The 21,840-nt window shown below is 66.7% G+C and carries 22 protein-coding genes; 12 read left to right on the forward strand and 10 right to left on the reverse strand.

From position 1 onward, the window contains the following. Positions 1 to 4: 4 nt before the first annotated feature. The 6 genes from WCE59_RS12050 to WCE59_RS12075 all read right to left on the reverse strand — a co-directional run bounded on the left by WCE59_RS12050 (position 5) and on the right by WCE59_RS12075 (position 5,795). Positions 5 to 763: a hypothetical protein gene (locus tag WCE59_RS12050; RefSeq protein ID WP_343259022.1), complete on the reverse strand. Its 759-nt coding sequence runs from the start codon at positions 761 to 763 to the stop codon at positions 5 to 7. Positions 764 to 824: 61 nt separating this feature from the next. Continuing rightward, positions 825 to 1,265, reverse strand: a complete 441-nt coding sequence (locus WCE59_RS12055) for a hypothetical protein (RefSeq protein ID WP_343259023.1) — start codon at positions 1,263 to 1,265, stop codon at positions 825 to 827. 50 nt (positions 1,266 to 1,315) lie between these two features. Next, a complete protein-coding gene (locus tag WCE59_RS12060; RefSeq protein ID WP_343259024.1) occupies positions 1,316 to 1,645 on the reverse strand; it encodes a hypothetical protein in 330 nt (109 codons plus the stop codon). 97 nt (positions 1,646 to 1,742) lie between these two features. Continuing rightward, positions 1,743 to 2,966, reverse strand: a complete 1,224-nt coding sequence (locus WCE59_RS12065) for an FHA domain-containing protein (protein ID WP_343259025.1) — start codon at positions 2,964 to 2,966, stop codon at positions 1,743 to 1,745. A gap of 74 nt (positions 2,967 to 3,040) precedes the next feature. Next, positions 3,041 to 5,089: a flagellar biosynthesis protein FlhA gene (locus tag WCE59_RS12070; RefSeq protein ID WP_343259026.1), complete on the reverse strand. Its 2,049-nt coding sequence runs from the start codon at positions 5,087 to 5,089 to the stop codon at positions 3,041 to 3,043. Between the two features lie 283 nt (positions 5,090 to 5,372). Then, on the reverse strand, positions 5,373 to 5,795 hold the full coding sequence (locus WCE59_RS12075; protein ID WP_343259027.1) for a flagellar biosynthetic protein FliO: 423 nt from the start codon (positions 5,793 to 5,795) through the stop codon (positions 5,373 to 5,375). 189 nt (positions 5,796 to 5,984) lie between these two features. Here WCE59_RS12075 and WCE59_RS12080 point away from each other — a divergent pair, with 189 nt between their 5' ends. The 6 genes from WCE59_RS12080 to sctT are packed head-to-tail and all read left to right on the forward strand — an operon-like array spanning position 5,985 to position 10,830. Then, positions 5,985 to 7,028, forward strand: coding sequence for a sensor histidine kinase (locus tag WCE59_RS12080; protein WP_343259028.1), 1,044 nt, complete (start codon positions 5,985 to 5,987; stop codon positions 7,026 to 7,028). A gap of 1 nt (position 7,029) precedes the next feature. Then, the gene (locus WCE59_RS12085) at positions 7,030 to 7,629 is read left to right on the forward strand and encodes a response regulator transcription factor (RefSeq protein ID WP_343259029.1); all 600 of its coding nucleotides are present in this window, start codon (positions 7,030 to 7,032) and stop codon (positions 7,627 to 7,629) included. Continuing rightward, the gene (gene sctQ / locus WCE59_RS12090) at positions 7,622 to 8,731 is read left to right on the forward strand and encodes a type III secretion system cytoplasmic ring protein SctQ (RefSeq protein WP_343259030.1); all 1,110 of its coding nucleotides are present in this window, start codon (positions 7,622 to 7,624) and stop codon (positions 8,729 to 8,731) included. The genes WCE59_RS12085 and sctQ overlap by 8 nt, the downstream gene beginning before the upstream one ends. A 9-nt stretch (positions 8,732 to 8,740) precedes the next feature. Next, positions 8,741 to 9,736, forward strand: coding sequence for an EscR/YscR/HrcR family type III secretion system export apparatus protein (locus tag WCE59_RS12095; protein ID WP_343259031.1), 996 nt, complete (start codon positions 8,741 to 8,743; stop codon positions 9,734 to 9,736). Between the two features lie 33 nt (positions 9,737 to 9,769). Continuing rightward, positions 9,770 to 10,045, forward strand: a complete 276-nt coding sequence (gene sctS, locus WCE59_RS12100) for a type III secretion system export apparatus subunit SctS (RefSeq protein WP_343259032.1) — start codon at positions 9,770 to 9,772, stop codon at positions 10,043 to 10,045. Then, positions 10,042 to 10,830, forward strand: coding sequence for a type III secretion system export apparatus subunit SctT (gene sctT / locus WCE59_RS12105; RefSeq protein WP_343259033.1), 789 nt, complete (start codon positions 10,042 to 10,044; stop codon positions 10,828 to 10,830). The genes sctS and sctT overlap by 4 nt, the downstream gene beginning before the upstream one ends. A gap of 42 nt (positions 10,831 to 10,872) precedes the next feature. Here sctT and sctU read toward each other — a convergent pair whose 3' ends face one another. Next, positions 10,873 to 11,982, reverse strand: a complete 1,110-nt coding sequence (gene sctU / locus WCE59_RS12110; protein WP_343259034.1) for a type III secretion system export apparatus subunit SctU — start codon at positions 11,980 to 11,982, stop codon at positions 10,873 to 10,875. Between the two features lie 230 nt (positions 11,983 to 12,212). Between sctU and WCE59_RS12115 the strand changes: the two genes are divergently transcribed. From WCE59_RS12115 to plsB, 3 genes are all read left to right on the forward strand, one after another. Further along, positions 12,213 to 12,533, forward strand: a complete 321-nt coding sequence (locus tag WCE59_RS12115; protein WP_343259035.1) for a hypothetical protein — start codon at positions 12,213 to 12,215, stop codon at positions 12,531 to 12,533. 138 nt (positions 12,534 to 12,671) lie between these two features. Beyond that, positions 12,672 to 13,352, forward strand: coding sequence for a hypothetical protein (locus tag WCE59_RS12120; RefSeq protein WP_343259036.1), 681 nt, complete (start codon positions 12,672 to 12,674; stop codon positions 13,350 to 13,352). An 84-nt stretch (positions 13,353 to 13,436) separates the two neighbouring features. Beyond that, positions 13,437 to 16,058 carry a glycerol-3-phosphate 1-O-acyltransferase PlsB gene (gene plsB, locus WCE59_RS12125; protein ID WP_343259037.1) on the forward strand — a complete coding sequence of 874 codons (2,622 nt, stop codon included), beginning with the start codon at positions 13,437 to 13,439 and terminating at the stop codon, positions 16,056 to 16,058. Positions 16,059 to 16,131: 73 nt separating this feature from the next. Here the strand turns inward: plsB and WCE59_RS12130 are convergent, their stop codons facing one another. After that, complete coding sequence (locus WCE59_RS12130) at positions 16,132 to 17,181, reverse strand: class 1 fructose-bisphosphatase (protein WP_343259038.1); 1,050 nt, start codon at positions 17,179 to 17,181, stop codon at positions 16,132 to 16,134. A 98-nt stretch (positions 17,182 to 17,279) separates the two neighbouring features. Here WCE59_RS12130 and ttcA point away from each other — a divergent pair, with 98 nt between their 5' ends. The 3 genes from ttcA (at position 17,280) to WCE59_RS12145 (ending at position 19,904) form a co-directional block, all read left to right on the forward strand. Further along, positions 17,280 to 18,134 (forward strand): tRNA 2-thiocytidine(32) synthetase TtcA, encoded by an 855-nt coding sequence (gene ttcA, locus WCE59_RS12135; RefSeq protein ID WP_343259039.1) that lies wholly within the window; start codon positions 17,280 to 17,282, stop codon positions 18,132 to 18,134. 86 nt (positions 18,135 to 18,220) lie between these two features. Next, entirely contained in the window at positions 18,221 to 19,126 is a 906-nt protein-coding gene (locus WCE59_RS12140; RefSeq protein WP_343259040.1) for a recombination-associated protein RdgC, read from the forward strand. 4 nt (positions 19,127 to 19,130) lie between these two features. After that, entirely contained in the window at positions 19,131 to 19,904 is a 774-nt protein-coding gene (locus WCE59_RS12145; RefSeq protein WP_343259041.1) for a M48 family metallopeptidase, read from the forward strand. A gap of 8 nt (positions 19,905 to 19,912) precedes the next feature. Here WCE59_RS12145 and WCE59_RS12150 read toward each other — a convergent pair whose 3' ends face one another. Together WCE59_RS12150 and hemH are read right to left on the reverse strand one after the other, a co-directional pair. After that, positions 19,913 to 20,755 (reverse strand): alpha/beta fold hydrolase, encoded by an 843-nt coding sequence (locus WCE59_RS12150; RefSeq protein ID WP_343259042.1) that lies wholly within the window; start codon positions 20,753 to 20,755, stop codon positions 19,913 to 19,915. Positions 20,756 to 20,762: 7 nt separating this feature from the next. Beyond that, a complete protein-coding gene (hemH, locus tag WCE59_RS12155; protein WP_343259043.1) occupies positions 20,763 to 21,776 on the reverse strand; it encodes a ferrochelatase in 1,014 nt (337 codons plus the stop codon). Positions 21,777 to 21,840 lie beyond the last annotated feature (64 nt).

Consider the following 21,840-nt stretch of genomic DNA (forward strand, 5'->3'; position numbering starts at 1 on the left):
CGGGTCACCCCTTCCAGATCCGGTCGTCGGGCTTGGCCGGTCCCTTCAGCCGCGCACGCAGTCGGTTGCCAAACGCCATGGCCAGCGCAAGCAGTGCGATCACTCCGGCCACGATACCCAGGGTCACCGGGCTCATCGCCGACATCACCGGCTGCGCGCGGCCCTGTGCTGCCAGATCAGTCGGAGCCGGCAGCGTGTTGAATTTGATGGTCACGTGGTTGATGTTCTCCAACCCCGGAACCGCGTCTTTCACCAGCACCTTGAAGTTGTGTTCCTCGTTGCGGACATTGGCCCCCGCCTGCTCGAACACCACGACTGACGCCGATGCCAGCCCAACCTTGCCAAGCACCGGATCACGCTCGGGCATGGCGATATGGACCCGGGCATGGGCGACGCCCGCATACGAAGACAGGGTCCGCGACAGGTCCTGCTGCAGACCACACTGTTCCTGGCCACGCTGCTCGGTCGCCGACGACACGAACCCCTGTCGCTGGAACACCTCGCAGGTGGTTGACTGGAAGCTTTCTCCCGGCAGGCCACGCGCTTCGAGGATCTGCATGGCGAGGGCGAAATCACCCTGTCCGACCCGCACCTGGTAGCCGCTGTCACTGGCGATCGAAGTGCGCTTTTCCGCCTTGATCCCGTTGGCCAGCAGCACGCCCAGCACGCGGTTGGCCTGACGCTCGTCCAGACCGTCGTTGAGGGTCACGCGGCTGCAGGCAGCCAGCATCAGGCTGGCCACCAGCACCACCGCGATCCGCATCCATTTTCCGTTTACGGTCCCGGTTGTCGTCGCGATCATTGTTGCTCCCCCGTCATTGCCGTCAGGACTGCTGGCGGAACAGCTGCTGCACGCCATCGGACGTACGGTTGGCCACGTTCGCTGTCAGCTGCGACTGGAACAGGAACTGGTGCGTGCTCATGGTCATTTCCAGCATCTGGCTGGGGGTGAGGTCACCCACCGTGGATGCCTCAGCCATGCTGTGCGAAAGATCGGCGATCTTCTTCGCTCCGCCGTTGAGGCCGTCGAATGCCGAGATCAGCATGCGCGTGCCCTGCGAAGGCTCTGCCTGGGCAGGTCCCGATACGGCTTCGGCTCCAGACGCCTGCTGCGTCTGGCCGGGGCCGGAAACACGATCCTGCGCCTGGGCGAAGTCACGGACCTCGGTGGCTGACGCCTGGGGTTGGGCCGCGGATCCGGCACTGGCGCCGCCGGCTGCGCCGGTGGTCGCTTCAATACCCGCAGCCTGGATGGCTTCAATCATTTCAACTCTCCCGTGGAGACATTCTTGGAGACGTTCGTGGAAACGTTCCGTTACTGGCGCTTGCCCAGGGTTTCCAGCGCCTGACCGGTCGCGTTCTGCGAGGTCGCGGCGTTGTTGGACATGAACTGCATCTTCAGGCTGGCCGCTGTGAGCTGGACCATGTTGGATGGCTGGTCACCGCCGGTGCGGATCTCTGCCGACATCTCGGTGATCTGTGCCGCCTGGCCGTCGAGGGCCTGGCCCCAGGCGCGGGACATCGCTTCATACCAGCTGCTGCCGCTGCTGGAAGACGCGCTGCCGCGACCACCGTTTGCGGCCGGACCGTTGTTGAATGTGGCGTGCCCGATGAAGTTGTTCAGGGCGGAATTGTCGACGCTCATCATGCTGCTCCTTCTGCTATGGATTGAGACTGCTGGATGGTCCGGCATCCCGGACCGTACTGCGATTCCTTTCCTGGAGATTCCTTTCCTGGAATGTTCATTGGCGACCTCCCGCCGCACGCGCCTGCTCCATCGCCCAGGCGTGCGAGCGCGAAGCCGCGGCGGATACTCCCGCCGATCCACCGCCTGCCGCCGGGGCAGAAGCTGCTTCCTTCTCTTCGGCAGCCAGCGGGCGGATGGTGATCTTGCGGATCGTGCCGTCACCGGTAGTGGCGAACGCGTGATTTCCCAGTGACGCCAGCGCGCCTTCGCCGGGGATGAACATGCCCACCCGGTACTCGTTGCCGTGCTCGTCAAGAAGATGCGGATCATCGCCCCGCTCGTAGGCCACGATCCGGACCGCCGGCGCATCTTCTGGAGACGCCTTTTCAGGCGCTGGTGCAGCACGGTTGATCAGTGCGACCCGGCGCACGCCGGTGTTGCGCATGGCATCGGTATCGATAAACGCATGGAAGGCGGCTTCATCCTCGTAGTAACCGGTGACCTCCACCTCACCCCGGCCCAGATAACGGGCGTTGCCGGGATAGCCACCACCGCGCAGCACCTCGGCAACGTCCGAAGCCAGGTCCGCGCCGGTGGTCAGCATCAGCCCGGCGTCGAGTCCCTCGTCAACGATCATCTGCTGCATCCGCTGGCGCACGGAGTTATCCACCACCATGCCGGACAGCACCGGACGCCCGTTGACGTCCGTCTCGATCTTCCGCCCGGACACGCTGAACTCGAGCGCCATCGCCTTCAGGCGCTGCTCGGGATCCACTTCCGGCTCGGAGGAGGGCACCACCGCGACAAACGTGGCCAATGCGGCCAGGCACAGCACCGCGATGGCGGCAATCATCGGCAGCCGGCGGGTGAAGGGTTCGGAGATCCTGCGTGCCCGCGAAGCACTGGGCTGATCGCCATCGGGGGCCAGCGCCAGCCACGCGGGGTCGTCTTCTTCGCCAAAGGCCAGCGCGGCTTCACCCAGTCCGACCCGCTGCAGCCGGTCCATGGCGACCGGGTCGCCGGGATGCAGCACGCGGCCCTCCAGCTGCAGCGGCGCATCCAGCGCGCGCAGCTGGCCGTGGCCGTCAATTACGCTGATCAGGGCGTGGTGCCGGGCAACGCCCTCATCGGCCAGGACGATGTCGCAATCGTCGCCGCTGCCGACCAGGATCATCTCGCGCTCGGCCAGCTCCCGGCTCGCTCCTGCGTGCAGCCCGGAGATGATCCGCAGCAGCCTGCGGCTCTCCTGTGCTGAAACGTTGGCGTCCGGCTCAGACATCAAGTACCTCCCTGCACCACCTTCCGACACTTCGCATCAAAGCGCGGGCTCCGGCAATTTCCGGAACGGACTGGTCACGCATTGATCTGCCCCGATTGAACGATGCGAAGATCCGCTGCCAGCTCCTGGTAGGAGAGCACCGGCAGCTCGAAAAAATCCACTTCCATCAGTTTTCGCAGGTGTCGGCGCACGTCGAGCGAGCACAACAACACCGGGCGGACGTCCTGGGCCATGCGTCCCAGATGGGCACGCACTTCATTGCCAAGACGCGCGGCCAGCTCGGGAGAGATGGCCAGTTGGCTGGCGCCGCCGGCAACCCTGACGGATTGACGCAGCTTGTCTTCCAGCTCGGGGTGGATCAACAGTACGTGCAAATTCCGGTCGCTGTCTGAATAGCGGTCGGCGATTTCGCGCTTCAATGCAACCCGCACATATTCGGTCAGCAGCACCACATCCTTCTCGCGCCCACCCACATCGGTGATGGCCTCGAAGGCGTCACGCAGGTTGCGGATCGGCACGCCTTCCTCGGCCAGCCGGCGCAGTACATCGGCCACTCGCTGGGGGGCGACCACGCGCAGCATTTCCTTGACCAGGTCCGGATAGTCGCGCTGCATGCGGCCGAACAGGTTGGAGGTTTCCTGGATGCCAAGGAAGCCGCCCAGCCGGCGCTGCAATGCGCCACGGCAGTGGTCCACCATGACCTCGAGCGGCGGCTTTGCATCCTCGGAAGGCTCGCTGGTCCACTCACCCGACACCGGCGGGAAGAAGCCCGTCAGGCGCGCATCCGCCGCGCCCGGACGGGCCGGACGCAGCCCGTCTTCAAGCTGCAAACGCCCCGATGCCAGGCGCGCACCAAAGGCAGTCAGCCTGTATTCGCCGTCCTCCAGGCCCGCGGTAATCCGCAGCACCGGGGTGGGCACCGGCACGCCGTACTCCTCGCGCTGGCGCCGGGCGATCTCACCCATGCGGGTACGCACCGGCTCCTGCCCGAACGCGACGGCAATGGACGGCGAGATGTCCAGCTGCAGCGGCGCCGGCGGCGCCATGTCATCGCTCTGCTCGGTGACCTGGCTGATCGCCAGATCCTCGTCGCTGACCCGGAACAGCTTGCGCAGCGTTTCGAACTGGTAGCGGTACTGCCAGCCCGCCGCAGCGAAAAGAACCAGGCTCAGCACCGCGAACACCAGCTTCGGAAAGCCCGGCACCAGCATCATGAGGAACGCGAGAATGGCGGTGATCAGCAGCACCCGCGGCTGCTTGGTGATCTGGCGGGTGATGGCCTCGCCCAGGTGCTTGTCGTCCACGTCGCTGGTCGTGCGGGTCACCACCAGACCGGCGGCGATCGTGCCGAGGATCGCCGGAATCTGCGAGACCAGGCCATCGCCGATGGTCAGGATCGAGTAGACCCGGGTCGCTTCGCCCAGGCTCATGTCCTTCTGCAGCACGCCGATGGCCAGGCCGCCGAGCAGGTTGATGATGATGATGACGATGCCGCAGATGGCATCGCCCTTTACGAATTTCATCGCGCCATCAAGGCTGCCGTACAGCTGGCTTTCGGTCTCCAGCAGGCGACGCTTGCTGCGCGCCTCGTCCTTGTCGAGCAGGCCGGCACGCAGGTCCGAATCGATCGACAGCTGCTTGCCGGGCATCGCATCCAGGGTGAATCGGGCGGCCACTTCCGCCACGCGCTCGGCACCCTTGGCGATGACGATGAACTGGACCACAGTGATGATCAGGAACACCACCATGCCGACCACCAGGTTGCCCCCCGCCACCAGCGCGCCGAAGGTCTCCACGATGTGGCCGCCTTCGGCGTTGAGCAGGATCGAGCGGGTGATGGCGACCGAGATGGCCAGCCGGAACAGCGTGGTCAGCAGCAGCACGCTGGGGAAGCTGGAGAACGCGACAGGGCTGGGAATGTAGATGCCCAGCAGCAGCAGGCCGAAGCCGATGGAGATGTTGACGGCCACCAGCGAGTCGATCAGAACCAGCGGCAGCGGCAGGATCATCACCGCGATGATCAGCACCGCGCCGAAGGCCAGGAACACATCGCTGTAGCCCAGCCGTCCGCGTTGCGCCGAGCCCGCCGGCGCGGCGAACAGGTTTCCAATCAGCGCCCGCATTACCTACCTCCCCCTGTAGCCGCAGTCTGCGGCGTCAACCAGGACTGGGGCGTCTGCCATGCCGGGCACCCGATCTGCGGAGAGTCTCCGCACGTTCCGCTGCAACCGACATCGCTTCTGCTCCACCCCTGACCTCATGTGTCACTTTGTGCCAACTTACGATAGCTGTGTAAAGTGTACGGAGCGTAAAGAAGATGTTTCAGTCAACACGAATGGCGTTCTGGGCGGGAGGACATGCACGAACTGTGACGCGCATCCCGTTACGCAAATGAATCACGGAGGCTTAACGCCGCAGCAGTCGATCTAGTGGAGACTTCGCCGTTCGTGCGGCAGGTGCCGACCCGGATTCTTCGGAATCTGGATCGATGGTCACATCGTCCTGTTCCAGGCGTGTGATCAGATTCACCGACTGCGCGCTCACCCCGATGGCCAGCACGCGCCCGGCACGGGTCTGGAGCAGCACGACGCGTTCACGCGGCCCCACCGGCAGGATCTGCAGGACTGAAAGACGGGCTTTGCTGCCCGTCAAACCGTAGCGGCGGCGCATGAGGCGCAGCACCAGGAGCAGGGCAAGAATCATGAACCCCAGCGGCACCACGATTCCCATCAGCTCACGCAGATACGACGGCGCCGGCGCGCTCGCCAGGGGCGCGGCCGCTGCCATGACAAGACCGGGGGCGAGGACCAGCGCGGCGAAGACAATCACGCTGGCTGCACGGCGGCGAAGCAATCTATGTGACATGGCGGCAAAGGGGGCGTAGGGAATGAAAGGGGGGAGCGCGAGGGACGCGGCAGCAGGGTATCCCATTGGCAGCGACGTGGAACGGCCGGCGGGGCGGGCCGGTAAGCGCCGATGACGACCATCGAAACGGCCCCCGCGAAAGCAGGGACGGCCTTGGTCACAGGGTTGGAGTCGCTGCTGCAGGCAGTGCCGTTCGCCTGCGCCGCCTTCGACCGTAGCGACGGCCGGCTGCAGGCTGCAAATGATCTGTACCGGCGTGAATTCGGCGCCCTTTCAGGCCACGACCGCCGCGCCGGGCTGCTCGATTCACTGCGCGCCAGCGAGATCGACGTGGATGCCGGCCGCGAGGTGCGGGCCCCGCACAACGGCCGCTGGTACTCGCTGTACTGGCGCGACGTTGACCAGCAGGGGCAGGCCCTCGTCCTGCTGACCGCGGTCGACATCAGCGAGCAGATCGAAACGCTGGACTCGCACAAGAGCCGTCAGGAAAAACTGCTGTTCACCTCGCGACTGATGTCGGTGGGAGAGATGGCCGCGACCCTCGCCCACGAGCTCAACCAGCCGCTGGCGGCCATCGTGAACTATCTCAACGGCAGCCTGCGACTGGTTGATAAGGCCGGCGGGCCGGCGCAGGTGGAGCGCGCCCTGATAGCCGCACGCACCCAGGCCGAGCACGCGGCTGCGGTCATCGCCCGGGTGCGCGAATTCGTCCGTGCGCGCGAGCCGCGGCGCGACGTCCACAGCCTGGCCGCCATCGCCGAAACCGTGCTCGAACTCCTGCGTCTGGAGGCCGAACGCCAGCAGCTGGACATCGAAGTAGCGCTCGCCGCCACCCTGCCCGACGTCTACGCCGACAAGGTGATGATCGAGCAGGTGCTGCTGAACCTGGTGAAGAATGCGATCGAGGCCATGCGCGAGGTCGACGCTGCAGAACGCGAGCTGCGCATCGAGGGTCGGGTGAACCTGGACGGTGAGATCGAGGTACGGGTGTGCGATCGGGGCCACGGCATGAGCCCTGCGCAGAGCGCACAGCTGTTCTCGCCGTTCTACACCACCAAGTCGGACGGCCTGGGAATCGGCTTGGCGATCTGCCGGTCGATCATCGAATATCACGAAGGACGGCTGTTCTTCGAACCACGCGACAGCGGCGGCAGCATCTTCGGCTTTACCCTGCCGCGCGCCGAAGGGAGGACATGAGATGGGACAGGTCCTGGTGTACCTGGTTGACGACAACGACGGCTTCAGGGAATCCACCGCATGGCTGCTGGAAACGGCCGACTTCAAGGTCCAGGCATACGCCTCGGGCGCGGAGTTCCTGGCGGCCTATGATGCCGGCCGACCAACCGGCGAAGCCTGTCTGGTGTCGGATATCCGCATGCCACGGATGAGCGGTCTGCAGCTGCAGGATGAACTGATCCACCGCGGCAGCACCCTGCCGCTGGTGTTCGTCACCGCCCACGGCGATGTGCCGCTGGCAGTGGAGGCAATCCGCAAGGGCGCGGCCAACTTCCTTGAAAAACCGTTCAGTGACGACACCCTGATGGAGGCGATTGGGGCCGCGCTTGCCAACGCCCGCAGCCGTGCCGATGGCTTCATCAATCAGCAGGTCCTGGAAAAGCTCAGCCCGCGCGAGCGCCAGGTGCTGGACCTGGTGGTGGCCAGCAAACCCAACAAGATCATCGCCGACATCCTCGGCATCAGCATCAAGACAGTGGAACTGCACCGGTCGAACATGATGAACAAACTCGGGGTACGCTCGCTGCCCGAACTGATGAAGGTGGCCCTGGGGCATGCCTGAGACTGTGAAGGTTGTATCCGCCGCTTCCGCACCGGCACCACTGCGCGGCCGCATCCCGGTCGTGCCGCCCGCACACGCGCAGGCGTTGCGGACTTTTTTCTCCGCCCCGCACAGCTGGCTGCTGGCCGACCACGGTCTGGTCATGTTCATGCCCGGCCGGTCCGGCGCCGCGGACGAAATCTTCGAGCTGGATGCCGAAGGCACGCGCATCGGCGTGCGCCTGCAGGCCACGGCGGCAGCCATCGGCGAAGGCCTGCACTGGAGCGATTTCAGCGGATCCTCGCGGATCCTGGCCTGGAGCCTGGCCCACGAAAACCAGCTGATGCGCCTGAGCGAGGCGCTGGGCGTGGCCCTGACCCCGCTGCTGGAATCCGACGCCGGAGAGGATCCGGTCGACGCCGCGCTGTGGCTCGACTTCCTGATCGATGACGAGCCTCCGGCGGAGGATCCCGACGCCGCGCGCCGCGCTCCGGGCCTGCACGGTTCGCTGCGCCTGCCCGCCGAATGGCTGCCGCGGCTGCTGACCCGCGCCGAGCCGCCGTTCGAAGGCCAGACGCCGCCACGCCTGGGGCGCTGGAGCAAAATCCCGGCTTCGGTGTCGCTGCAATTCGCCATCCCGCCGCTGACCCCGGCCGACTGGGCGGGCCTCACGCCGGGCGCGGTGTTCGTGGTTGGCCGCGGCGGACGCCGGCCGGCTTTCCAGGCCCATGCCTGCGGCCAATCCTGGCCGCTCGCCCCGACCGGCGCCGGCTGGCGCATCGAGGGCCCGGCGCAACCCATTCCACGCATGCATGAGGATTCCACCATGACCGACACCCCTTCCGAAGCCGTAGCAGACGGCGACCAGGGCGAGGCCGCGGCGCCACCGCCGGATCCGGAGGCCGCCGTGCGCGGGCTGCCGGCCCAGGTGGTGTTTGAGATCGGCCGCCTGGAAATGCCGGTAGGCAAGCTGGCCGAGCTGCAGCCGGGCTATGTGTTCCCGGTCCCCGCGCAGCTGGAAGGTGCCAATGTGACCATCCGCGCCAACGGTGAGGCGGTCGGGCAGGGCGAGCTGGTTTCGGTCGGCGACACCCTCGGCGTACGCCTGTTGTCCTGGAAGTAGGCCGAAACGATGGACTTCAGCAATTACTCCCCGGCACTGGTACTGCTGGTCGTCGTCAGCCTGGCGCTGGCGCCGTTCGTGGCGGTGATGGTGACCTCCTTCACCAAGATGGTGGTGGTGCTGAGTCTGCTGCGCAACGCGCTCGGGCTGCAGCAGGTGCCACCGAACGTGGTCATCAACGGCTTGGCGATCGTACTGTCGATCTATGTGATGTATCCGGTGATCCTGGATACCCACGCGGCGATCACCGCACACATGGAGGGCCGGCCGCCCCCGCCCACGGTGCAGGCGCATATCGAGGCACGCCAGGCGGAGCAGGCGGCAATGGCCCAGCGCGAAATCCAGGCCATGCGCGATGCGGCTACCGAGGGTTCCGACGCGGCCGCGGGCACGCCCGCCAGTCCGGCTGCCGCCGATGCGCTACAGGCGGAAGCCCGCGCGGCGACCGAACCCGAACGCGGCGAGCTGTTCCGCAACGTGACCGGAGGCGTGGGCCAGGACCCGGGCGAGGACCCGCAGGCGCTGGCAGCACAGGATCCAAGCGCGCCGCGGGTGATCATTGCCCCGCCACCGCCAACCGCCACCGGCCCTCCGGCCGACGGCATCGACGCGAACTACCTGCTGGCCCTGGCCGAGGCCGGCAAGGAACCGCTGCGCACGTTCCTGATCGATCACTCGCACCGCACCGAGCGCCAGTTTTTCCTCAACAATGCCAAGCGCCTGATGCGTGAGGAATACCACCCGTCGCTGACGATCAACGACTTCATCGTGGTGATTCCCGCGTTCACGGTGAGCGAGCTGACGGCGGCGTTCCAGATCGGCTTCCTGATCTTCCTGCCCTTCCTCATCATCGATCTGGTGGTGGCCAACATCCTGCTGGCGCTGGGCATGATGATGATGTCACCCACCATCGTCTCGCTGCCGTTCAAGCTGCTGCTGTTCGTGCTGGTGGACGGCTGGGCCAAGCTGGTGCATGGCCTGGTGCTGACCTACGCGATGACATGACCGTAATCCGCACCACCGCCGGAGAAGGCCACCATGGCTGAAATGCTGGAACTGACCCGCCAGTCCCTGTGGCTGGTGCTGGTCCTGTCGGGACCGCCGATCGCTGCTGCGGCCGTGGTCGGCCTGCTGGTGGCCTTCCTGCAGGCGGCCACCCAGCTGCAGGAGCAGACGTTCGCCTACGCGCTGAAGTTCCTGACCATCGTGCTGGCGCTGTTCGTGACCGCTTCGATGATTGGCGGAAGCATGTACACCTTCACCGAGCACATCTTCACTTCGTTCCCGGGCCTGGTGAGGGACAACCGGCAGTGAACCCGTTCGGCTCGCTCAGCGAGACCATGCTCGCGCTGGGACTGACGCTGCCGCGCATCATCGGTGCGTTCATCATGCTGCCGCTGATCACCCAGTCGAACATGCCGGCCATGGTGCGCAACAGCTTTCTGGTCAGCCTGGCGATCGTGGCCCTGCCGGTGGCGATGGCCGCCGCGCCCGGCGCGACCACCAGCTCGCTGCAGTGGCCGATGATGGTGCTCAAGGAGCTGTTCATCGGCCTGGCGATCGGCTATCTGTTCGGGCTGGTGTTCTGGGCGTTTTCCGCCGCCGGTACGGTGATCGACAACCAGGTCGGCATGGGCATGGCCCAGGCGTTCGACCCGATCCAAGGCCACCAGGTGACCCTGCACGGACAGTTCCTGTCCGAATTTGCGGCATGGCTGTTCATGGCCAGCGGCGCCTTCATGATCTTCCTGGGGCTGCTGATGGACAGCTATGCCATCTGGCCGCCGACGTCCTTTTTCCCCGATCTTGAGCGCGCCGGGATCAATCTGTTCGTCAGCCACTTCGGCTGGTTCATGAGCACGCTGGTTGTGCTGGCTGCGCCGGTGATGGTGATCCTGCTGGTGATCGACCTGTCGTTCGGACTGATGAACCGGTTTGCGCCACAGCTCAACGTGTTCGCCCTGACCCTGCCAATCAAGGCCTGGCTGGCCACTGCGATCATCCTGCTGCTGCTTGGGGTCTATGTGGAAGTATTGCTGGAGCGGCTGGCGTCGAGCGACGGACTGGTGGAACTGCTGCGGCGGACCTTCGGCGGCTGAGCCTGGCGGCGTTGGCCGCGCCCGCCGCGCCCGTTACGAACGTCAGTCCGTCGGGGCGCCCGCACCGGCCGCGCCGGTATCGCTGCCTCCCGGATCGCCGCGGCGCACGCCCTCGGCCCAGAACAGCACTTCGGCCACCGCGTCGAAGAACTCGTCGCTGATGTAGTCATCCAGCTCGACCTTTTCATTCAGCCCGCGTGCCAGCGGCACGTTCTGCAGGATCGGCACGCCCGCCTCCTCCGCAGCCTGCTTGATCATCTCGGCCATGTGACCTTCGCCCTTGGCAACCACCACGGGAAGGTCGGTTTCACCCTGCTCGTACTGCAGGGCCACGGCGATGTGGGTGGGGTTGGTCACGACCACGTTCGATTTGCGCACGGATCCAAGCATATTCTGCTGCGCCCACTCCTGATGCAACTGCTTGCGCCGCTGCTTCACGTAGGGGTCGCCTTCGTTGTCCTTCACCTCACGCTTGATGTCGCGCCGGCTCATGCGCAGCTTCTTGGTGTAGGAAAACTTCTGGTACCACACGTCCAGGGCCGAGACGAAGAAGAACACCACCACCGTCCACAGCATGATCCACTTGATCCCGTGCCACACCGCGGCGGCCATGCCCGCCGGGTCGCCGTGCGGCAGCAGCATCAGCCGCTCGATCATGCCCTTGAGCACCACGTAGCCGATCGCGATCATCGCCGCGCACTTGATCACCGACTTGATCAGTTCGATCAGGTTGTCCATCGAGAACATCTTCTTGATGCCCTCGACCGGATTGAGCTTGTCCACCTTGGGCGCCATCTTCTTCATGGTGGCGATCGGGCCCACCTGCAGGAACTCGATCAGCACGCCCAGCGTGACCGCCAGCAGCATCAGTGGCAGCACCATCCACAACAGGGTCGTCAACGCCAGCCAGCCCAGCTGCGGCAGCATCTGGAAGAACGGCAGCGTCACCGCTCCGAGCGACTGATCGAACAGATCAGCGATCCGCCGGCCCATGAGGCCCATCAGCATCCAGCCTCCGGCCACCCAACCCATCACCAGCACGGTGCTGGTCAGGTCCTTGCTCTTGGCGACATCGCCTTCCTTGCGCGAGTCCCGGATTTTTTTCGGAGTCGGTTTTTCGGTCTTGTCGCCGCTGTCGCCCTTGTCGGACATCCGTTACGCCTGCATTTGCCCCGGTACCGTGCCGGAGGCTAGCATGCCCGCGCGACCGCATTGCCGTCCGCTCCGCCGTGCGCCTGAACAGGGCAAAACAGGTGCTGCAACCTAGGGTCGCCCCGAGGTGACACCGGACCTGCAGCGCAATACATTGGATCCCGACCCCCGAAAGACGGTCGCCGCCCCCCACGCTTCCAGCCCCCACTTCCAGGATTTCCCGCACAGTCATGAGCAGCATCGGCTCCAATCCGCACCTCAACCTCACCGGCCTTGGCGGCCTGGGGAATCAGGTTGCGCTGGACGATCTGCACGCACGACAGCAGGCTGGACTGGAACGGGTCGAGGCGCCGCGTGATCCGGGCACCGCCCAGTCCGATGTCGATGCCGGCGAACTGGTGCTGCAGGCTGCAGCCTGGGAAGGCGAAGGTGAAGGCAGCCGCATGCTGCCCGGTGATGGCGCTTTTGAAGCCGCGCTCGGCCACGCCGACCTCTCGGCCGCTGCCGACCAGGGCGTGGACGCGATCTTCGCCGCACTCGGCGCCGCCTGACCGGTTTTCCTGTTTCCTGCCCGGGCGCCTCCGGTCGCACCACTGCGCTGCGCCGCGATACCCTGACCACCCTTTCTGCAGCAGCATTTCCAGCGCTGAGGATCCGGCATTGCCGGCCGCCTTGCGCCGCCAACAACCATGAACATCCCCGCCCCCGAACCTGCCGCCCTGCGCGCCGCCGCCGACCGGCTGGTGTCGACCCTGGCCGCGCACAGCGATCCCGAGTACCGCCTGACCGTGCTCAAGCGGCTGGCCCGGCGCCTGGGGGAAGACTCCTACCCGATGTTTCTGCGACTGCTGGGCGTAGTGGCGGAAAGCGACGATGAGCGCGCCAAGCGACTGTTGGCCGAGACCCTGGGCACGGCCCTGCGGCGCATGGACCTGCCCGGCGGGGCGCTCAGTTCCTGGGGCGCGACCGGACTGCCCGACACGGTCAATCCGTTTGCGGCCGGCGGCCTCAGCGGGCATTTTTTCGGGGCCACGCCGCGGCGCCTGCTTGGCCCGGTGGAGTACCTGACGGTCTGGCACCTGCAGCGCACCCAGCGCATGCCGCTGGGCGCGGAAACCTTCCATACCAGTCTGGAGCGGCTGATCGAACTGCTCAACCACAGCGAGGAGGCCCGCACCCTGTACCCGCAGAAGATCGCCGCCGACGTGCAGAACGAGCTGGAAGGCGCCTACACCCGGGCCACCCGCGAGCGCCTCGCTGCGCTGGCGGCGGCATGGAAGGCGGGCAAATCCCCGGCGCAGGTGGCCCAGGCGGCGCTGGACCCGGAATTCGACCAGCCCCACGGCGCATGGCTGGTCCGCGACCTGTAGCGTCATGCCACGCCAAGCCACGCCGCAACCCGGTCCGGATCGGCCCGGGTCCGGCCGCCGGCGTTGCTGGGTGATAATGCACCCATGTCGCAATCCTCTGATCAGTCGCGCCTGCCTTTTCCGGAAAAGCCGGACACCGCAGCGCCCATCGACACCCAGCCGGCCGCGTCGGCGCGCGCCACGGTGAGCCCCTATAAACGCCCGCTGTGGGCGCGCGTGCTTGGCGGCCTGTTGGGTCCGTGGATCGGCCTGAAGAGTGAGCCCGCCGATCCCGAGCGATTTCTGGACGGGCGCCCGGTCTGCTACGTGCTCGAGGATTACGGCCTCTCCAACGCCCTGATCCTGGAGCGCGCCTGCCGCCAGGCCGGCCTGCCTTCTCCGCTGCAGCCGCTGCCGGGCGATCCGCTCGGACGCAAGCGCGCCTACGTGGCGCTCTCCCGGCGGAACGCGGGATCCACCCTGGGCGCGCTGGCTCCGGGCAAGCGTCCTCCTACCAAGACCCACTCCGAATCCCTGGCGCGCCTGCTTGACGCCCATCGCGACGATCCGTCGCTGGACGTGCTGCTGGTGCCGGTCTCGATCTTCGTCGGTCGCTCGCCAGACAAGGCCAGCGGCTGGTTCTCGGTGCTGTTCTCGGAAAACTGGGCGCTGGTGGGCCGCTTCCGGCGGCTGCTGACCATCCTGCTCAACGGCCGCGACACGATGGTCCGCTTCGCCGCGCCTGTGGAGCTTCGTGCCAGCGTGGAAGAAGGCCTGACGCCCGAGCGCACCGTGCGCAAGGTATCGCGGGTGCTGCGTACCCACTTCAACCGCATCCGCGAGGCGGTGATCGGGCCGGACCTCTCGACCCGGCGGCTGCTGATTGACAAGGTCCTGGCCACGCCTGCGGTCAAGGAAAGCATTGCCGACCAGGCCCGGCGCGACAACAGCACGCCCGAGGACGCCTGGAAGAAGGCCCACGGCTACGCCTGGGAAATCGCCGCCGATTACTCGCACCCGCTGGTGCGCTCGGCCAGCTTCCTGCTGACCACGGTGTGGAACCGGATCTACCGCGGCGTGCTGGTGCATCACCTGGACCGGCTCAAGGCCGTGGCACCGGGCAACGAGATCATCTATGTGCCCTGCCACCGCAGCCACATGGACTACCTGCTGCTGTCCTATCTGCTGTACGTGCGCGGCATCGTGCCCCCCCACATCGCTGCGGGCATCAACCTCAACCTGCCGGTGATCGGCACCGTCCTGCGCAAGGGCGGGGCGTTTTTCATCCGCCGCAGCTTCCGCGGCAATGCGCTGTATTCGGCGGTGTTCACCGAATACGTGGCGCAGCTGGTGGCCGGCGGCTATTCGATCGAATACTTCATCGAAGGCGGGCGCTCGCGCACCGGCCGGCTGCTGGCCCCCAAGGGCGGGATGCTGGCCATGACCGTGCGCGCCTACCTGCGCCAGCCCACCCGGCCGGTGCTGTTCCAACCGGTCTATATCGGCTACGAGAAGCTGATGGAGGGCAACAGCTACCTGGACGAGCTGTCGGGCAAGAACAAGAAGAAGGAATCAATCTGGCAGCTGCTGCGCGGCATCCCGCGGGTGCTGCGCTCCAATTACGGCCAGGTAGTGGTGAACTTTGGCGAGGCGATCCCGCTCACCGAAGCGCTGGCCGAACATGCGCCGGACTGGAACGGCAGCCCCATCTCCGAAGAAGAAAAGCCCGCGTGGCTGTCGGCCACGGTCGAACGCATCGCCCAGCGGATCCAGGTGAACATCAACCGCGCCGCCGACGTCAATCCGGTCAACCTGCTGGCGCTGGCCCTGCTGTCCACGCCCAAGCACGCCATGGGCGAGGCCGACCTGCTGGCCCAGATCGCCCTGTCCCGGACGCTGCTGACCGAGGTGCCCTACAGCGATCTGGTCACGATCACTCCGCATACGCCGGCCGAGATCGTGGCCCACGGCGAAGAAATCGGCATCCTCAACCGCATTGCCCACCCGCTGGGTGACGTGCTCAGCGTCGACGGCGACACGGCAGTGCTGCTGTCGTACTTCCGCAACAACGTGGTGCACCTGTTTACCGCGTCGGCGTGGATCGCGTGCTGCTTCCTCAACAACCGGCGCATGAGCCACGCCACCCTGCTGCGACTGGGCGCCGAGCTGTACCCGTTCCTGCAGGGCGAACTGTTCCTGCCGTGGGATGCCGACAATTTCTCCGAACGCATCGCCCTGACCCTGGACGTGTTCGTGCGCGAAGGGCTGTTGCAGCGCACCGGTGAGGACGATGGCGGCATCTACCAGCGCAGCCCCGGCCAGACCGACGAGGTGTTCCGCCTGCGTGCGATCGGCCATCCGCTGCAGCAGGCGTTCGAGCGCTACTACATCGCCATATCGGTGCTGGCCAAGAACGGCCCTGGCACGCTGGGCGCGGGCGAACTGGAAAGCCTGTGCCAGCTGGCCGCGCAGCGGCTGAGCCTGCTGTACGCGCCGGCTGCACCGGAGTTCTTCGACAAGAGCCTGTTCCGCGGCTTCATCCAGAAACTGCGCGAGCTGGAGCTGGTGAAGCTGGACGGCAACAGCAAGCTCACCTTCGACGAGCGTCTGGACGGCTGGGCCCGCGATGCCAAGCTGATCCTGGGCCGCGAGCTGCGCCACACCATTGAGAAGGTCAGCCCGGAAGCGGCGCGGCCTGAAGAAACGCCCGAAGCCCAGAAAGACTGACGGATCGCATCAGGCGCCCTGGCCGGAGCTTGCCCCGGCCGGGCGCCCACGTTCGGGCGCCCAAGGCTGCAGGCTACTGCGGCGGGCGCTCGCCGCCCGCCGCGTCGTGTTCGGCGTGATAGCGGCAGGCTTCTTCAACCTCTTTTCGCGAGCCCAGGAACACCGGCACCCGCTGGTGCAGCTTGTCCGGCTGGATGTCCATGATCCGGCGCCGGCCATCGCTGGCCGCACCGCCGGCCTGCTCCACCAGCATGCCCATCGGATTGGCCTCGTACATCAGCCGCAGCTTGCCGCGCCGATCCGGCTCACGCTTGTCCCAGGGATAGATGAAGATCCCGCCGCGGGTCAGGATGCGATGCACATCGGCCACCATCGAGGCCACCCAGCGCATGTTGAAGTTCTTGCCGCGCGGCCCGGTTTCGCCGGCCAGCAGATCGGCCACGTAGGCCTGCATCGGATCTTCCCAGTGCCGCTGGTTGGACATGTTGATGGCGAATTCCTTCGTTTCCTCCGGAATCCGGATGTCGCGCCGGGTCAGCACGAACGCGCCGAGCTCGCGGTCCAGGGTGAAGGCGTGGGTGCCGTTGCCCACGGTCAGCACCAGCAGGGTCTGCGGCCCGTAGATGCAGTAACCAGCCGCTACCTGGTCGGTGCCGGGCTGCAGGAAATGCTCGTCGCGCGGCTCACCGGCGTTTTCCGGGGCGCGCAGCACCGAGAAGATGGTGCCGATCGAGACGTTCACGTCGATATTGCTGCTGCCATCCAGCGGATCGAACAGCAGCAGGTAGTTGCCCCGCAGCGACGCATCCGGCACCGGCGTGCAGTGCTCCATCTCTTCCGAAGCACAGGCCGCCAAGTGCCCGCCCCAGGCGTTGGCTTCCAGCAGGATCTCGTTGGACAGTACGTCCAGCTTCATCTGCGCCTCGCCCTGCACGTTGACGCTGCTGCCGCCGGCGCCGCTGACCGCATCGCCCAGCACGTCACTCAGGGCGCCCTTGCCCACCGCCACGGAAATCCGCTTGCAGGCGCGCGCCACCACTTCAATCAGCAGACGCAGCTGCGGGTTGATATGGCCCTCGCGCTGGGCCTCGATCAGGAAACGGGTCAGGGAGGTATCGGACATGGCAGGCGGGGTCCTCGGCGGCGGATGGGGGCCTATTGTCGCCTTTCCCGCCGCCAAAAGCCCCCGGGGCCCGCAGGCCCTGCCGCTACAATGGCCGGATGAGCACCGTCATTCCCCTGCCCGAACCGGTCATGCCTTCCCGCGGCAACGACCCGCTGGGCCAGCGCCGCGACATCGACCGGCTCGGCCGACGCCTGCGCCACCAGGCCGGCCGGGCAATCGCCGATTACGGGATGATCCAGGACGGCGACCGGGTAATGGTGTGCCTGTCCGGCGGCAAGGACAGCTACACCCTGCTGGACATCCTGCGGCAGCTGCAGAAAAAAGCACCGATCGATTTCTCCATCATCGCGGTCAACCTGGACCAGAAGCAGCCGGGCTTCCCGGAGCACATCCTGCCCGACTACCTGCACTCGCTTGGAGTTGATTTCCACATCATCGAGCAGGACACCTATTCGGTGGTCTCGCGGGTGGTGCCGGAGGGCAAGACCATGTGCTCGCTGTGCTCGCGAATGCGACGCGGCGCGCTGTACACCTGGGCCGCCGAAAACGGCATCACCAGGATCGCGCTCGGCCATCACCGCGAGGACATGGTGGCCACGTTTTTCCTCAACCTGTTTTTCCACGCCAAGCTGAGCGGCATGCCGCCCAAGCTGCTGTCCGACGATGGCCGCCACGTGGTGATCCGGCCGCTGGCGTATGCGGCCGAAACGGACATTGCCGAATACGCGCGCCTGAAGGAGTTCCCGATCATTCCCTGCAACCTGTGCGGCTCGCAGGAGAACCTGCAGCGCAAGCAGGTGCAGCGGATGATGGCCGAATGGGAGCGCGAAACCCCCGGCCGGATCGAGACCATCGCCCGCGCCCTGGCCGATATCCGGCCCTCGCAGCTGGCTGATCCGAAGCTGTTCGATTTCCTCGGTCTCACCCCCGGCGACACCAACCCGGTCTGATACCCCCTCGCCCACCGCACCGCAGCACCCACCGGGCGCGCGGCCACCGGCGGATTCCCCTGACAACTGCCCAACACGGTCCCTGAATGTTCTTTCGCAACCTCACCCTGTTCCGCTTCTCTCCTTCCCTCGACCTGTCGCACCTGGACGACGGCCTGGCGGAAGCCACGCTCAAGCCGGTCGGCCCGCTGGAGCTGTCCTCGCGCGGCTTCATCTCCCCGTTCGGCCGCAGCGCCGAAGCCCTCTCCCACCGCCTCGGTGATGCGCTGTGGCTGACCGTGGGCAGCGAGGACCGGCTGCTGCCAGGCGCCGTGGTCAACGACCTGCTGGCCAGGAAGCTGGCCGAAGTCGAGGAGAAGGAAGGGCGCAAGCCCGGCGGCCGGATGCGCAAGCAGATGAAGGACGACCTGGTGCAGGAGCTGCTGCCGCGCGCCTTCGTGCGCCCCGGCCGCACCGACGCGCTGCTGGACCTGACCCATGGCGTGTGCGCGATCGACACTTCCAGCCGCAAGAGCGCCGAGACGGTGGTGTCTGAAATCCGCCGCGCGCTGGGCAGCTTCCCGGCCCTGCCGCTCAATGCCGAAGTCTCGCCGCGCGCGGTGCTGACCGGCTGGATCGCCGGCGAGCCGTTGCCCGAAGGCCTGACGCTGGGCGAGGAGTGCGAACTCAAGGACGCCGATGACCACGGCGCGATCGTGCGCTGCCAGCGCCAGGAACTGCAGTCCGACGAAATCACCCGGCACCTGGAATCGGGCAAGCAGGTCACCAAACTGGCGCTCAACCTGGACGATCACGTGTCGTTCGTACTCGGCGAAGATCTGGTGATCCGCAAGTGGAAGTTCCTGGAGGGCGCCGTCGACCAGCTGGAAGCCAGCGATCCCGACGACATCCGCGCCGAACTCGACGCCCGCTTTGCCCTGATGAGCGGCGAATTCAGGCGCCTGTTCTCGATCCTGGAGCCGGCCCTGAAGCTGTCCAAGGCCGACGGCTGAGCCGATGCGCCGCCTGCTGACAGCGCGTCCACGCCGGATCGAACGTGATGTCATGCAGGTGCCGCTCGAAGATGGCGGCGGGCTCGAGATCGTGCGGGTGCGCGATCCGCGCGCACGCCGCATCCGCCTCAGCGTCAACGACCGTGGGGCCCGCCTGACCCTGCCGCTGCGCGCCAGCCTGGCGGCGGGTGAGCGCTTCGTCCTTGAGCATCGCGACTGGCTGATTGAACAGCTGGACAAGCGCGCCACGCCGCACGTCCACTCACTGGTTCCCGGCCAGGATGCCACCCTGCCGCTGCGGGGCTCGCTGCTGCCGCTGCGCTGGCAGGCGGCCCGCTACACGCGGCTGCTGCAGGAGAACGACGGGCTGGTCATGCAATATCCGGCCAGCGCCGGCCCGGCGGCCATCTCCCGGGCAGTGCGTGATTTCTACGAAGCCGAGGCCCGCACCGACATCGGTCGCTGGCTGCCGGGTTACCTGCCTGGCCTGCCGGCCGCGCCGAGCCGCATCAGGCTGCGGCAGATGTCATCGCAATGGGGGTCGCTGGCGCCGGGCGGCGCGATGTCACTCGACCTGTCGCTGGTGCTCGGTGACCCCGAGGCGTTTGAATACGTGCTGGTGCACGAGCTGTGCCACCTGATCCAGGCCAATCATTCGCCCGCGTTCTGGCACGAGGTGGAGCTGCGCTGCCCGGACTGGCGCCGGCACCGGGATTACTTCCGCGCCGAGGGCGCGCGCCTGAAAGGCACCCTGCGCGCCCTGCTGTCCACCCGGTAGCGGCACGATCAGCGCGCGAGGAAATCGCCGATGGCGGCGGCCACTTCGGCCGGTTGCTCCATGTGCAGGTGGTGGCCGCCCGTGATCACCACCAGCTCGCCCTGCGGCAGCAGCCGGGCGCGACGGCTGCGGTCGGGCTCGGGCAGGTAGGGCTGGGGCGGATCGGCGTAGATCACTCTGGTGGGACAGGCAATGCCAGCGACCAGGTCGTCAACCTGTTCCGGCGTCATCCGCACCATGGTCGGCAGGGTCAGGCGCGGATCGCTGCTCCAGCTGAAGCCGCCGTCGACTTCCTTCAGCCCACGCTCCACCAGCAGGCGGGCGCTGGCCTCACCGAGCGCGTTGGCCGCCATCCGCGCACGAATTGCCGGGGCATGGTCTGCGAACACGCGCAGCGGCCGCTTGTCCACCTGGCGGTTGGCTGCCACGGCTTCGCGCAGACGCTCAGCGGTACGTCCTGCCGGTTCCGGCAATGCACCCAGGGCCTCGATGGCCAGCAGTCGTTCGATCCGCTCGGGACATCCCGCGGCCACCATGCTGGCGATGCCCGCCCCCATGGAGTGGCCGAGCAGGGAGAATGTTTCCCACTCCAGCGCGTCGGCGATCTCCAGCACCGTGTTCACCGCGCCGGCAAACGAATAGTCCGCACCCGCGGCCAGATGGAAGCTGCGACCGTGGCCGGGCAGGTCCGGCGCCACCAGTTCCACCCCTTCAAGGTGACCGGCCAGCGGCACGAAGCTGGCGGCGTTGTCGAGCCAGCCGTGCAGGGCCAGCACGCGGCGCGCACCGGGCGTGCCGCTGCGCAGGCCGGCAATGGTGCCGCCCGCGATCTGCAGGGAAAGGCCGTCCATCAGGCGATCACGCCCAGGCGGCCAGCTTGCGCCGCGCCAGGTCGGCCAGCAGCTTCGCATGGGCCGGCGAATCGTTCAGACACGGAACGTAGTGGAGCTCCTCGCCGCCGTGTTCGCGGAACAGCTCGGCATTCTCGATCGAGATCTCTTCCAGTGTTTCCAGGCAGTCGACCGCGAAGCCGGGACAGACCACGTCGATCCGCTTCACCCCGTCCCGCGCCAGCTGCTCGATGGTGCCGGCCGTGTAGGGCTGCAGCCACTGCTCGCGCCCGAAGCGCGACTGGAAGGTCATGATGGCTTCGCCTTCGGGCAGGCCCAGCGCGGCGGTGATGGCATCCGTGCCCGCCTTGCAGTGACCCTGATACGGATCGCCCTGGTCCACCAGGCGCTGCGGAATGCCGTGGTAGGAAAACAGCAGGCGCTCGCCCTTGCCATGCTGCTCCCGGTAGGTGCGGATGCTCTCGGCCACCGCTGCCACCCACTGCGGATCGTCGTGATAATCGTGCACCACCCGCACGGCGTCGCCACCCACCCGGTTGGCCACGTCCTCCACCGAAGCGGTAGTGGTGGTCGAATACTGGGGATACAGCGGCAGCACCAGGATCCGGTCCGCGCCCTGGGACCGCAGACGCTCGATCGCTGCGGTCAGCGAGGGCTGCTGGTAGCGCATGGCCCAGCCTACCCGCACGTCCGGCATGGCGCCGGCCATGGCTTCAGCCAGGCGCCGGGTGTACACCGTCAGCGGCGATCCTTCGTCCATCCAGATCCCGGCATACAGTTTGGCGACCCGCGGCGAGCGCAGCGGCAGGATGATGAAAAACAGCAGTGGGCACCACAACCAGCGGGTCAGCTGGACCACGCGCCGATCCATGAGGAACTCGCCCAGGTAGCGACGCACCGCACCGGCGGTGGGCGCGTCCGGAGTTCCCAGATTGACCAGCAGGACGGCGTCGTGGCCGGGGGAAGATGCACTGGGCGCAGTGGCGTCGACCGCGGGCGACGGATGAGCTTGGTTTGTCATCGGTATAGGATGACAGGCGGTGGCGTCGGCTGTCAGCGCCCTGGCTGCGACAGTCGGTTCCGTG

It is taken from the genome of Luteimonas qiangzhengi, from assembly GCF_039548515.1.
Taxonomy (GTDB): Bacteria; Pseudomonadota; Gammaproteobacteria; order Xanthomonadales; family Xanthomonadaceae; genus Luteimonas.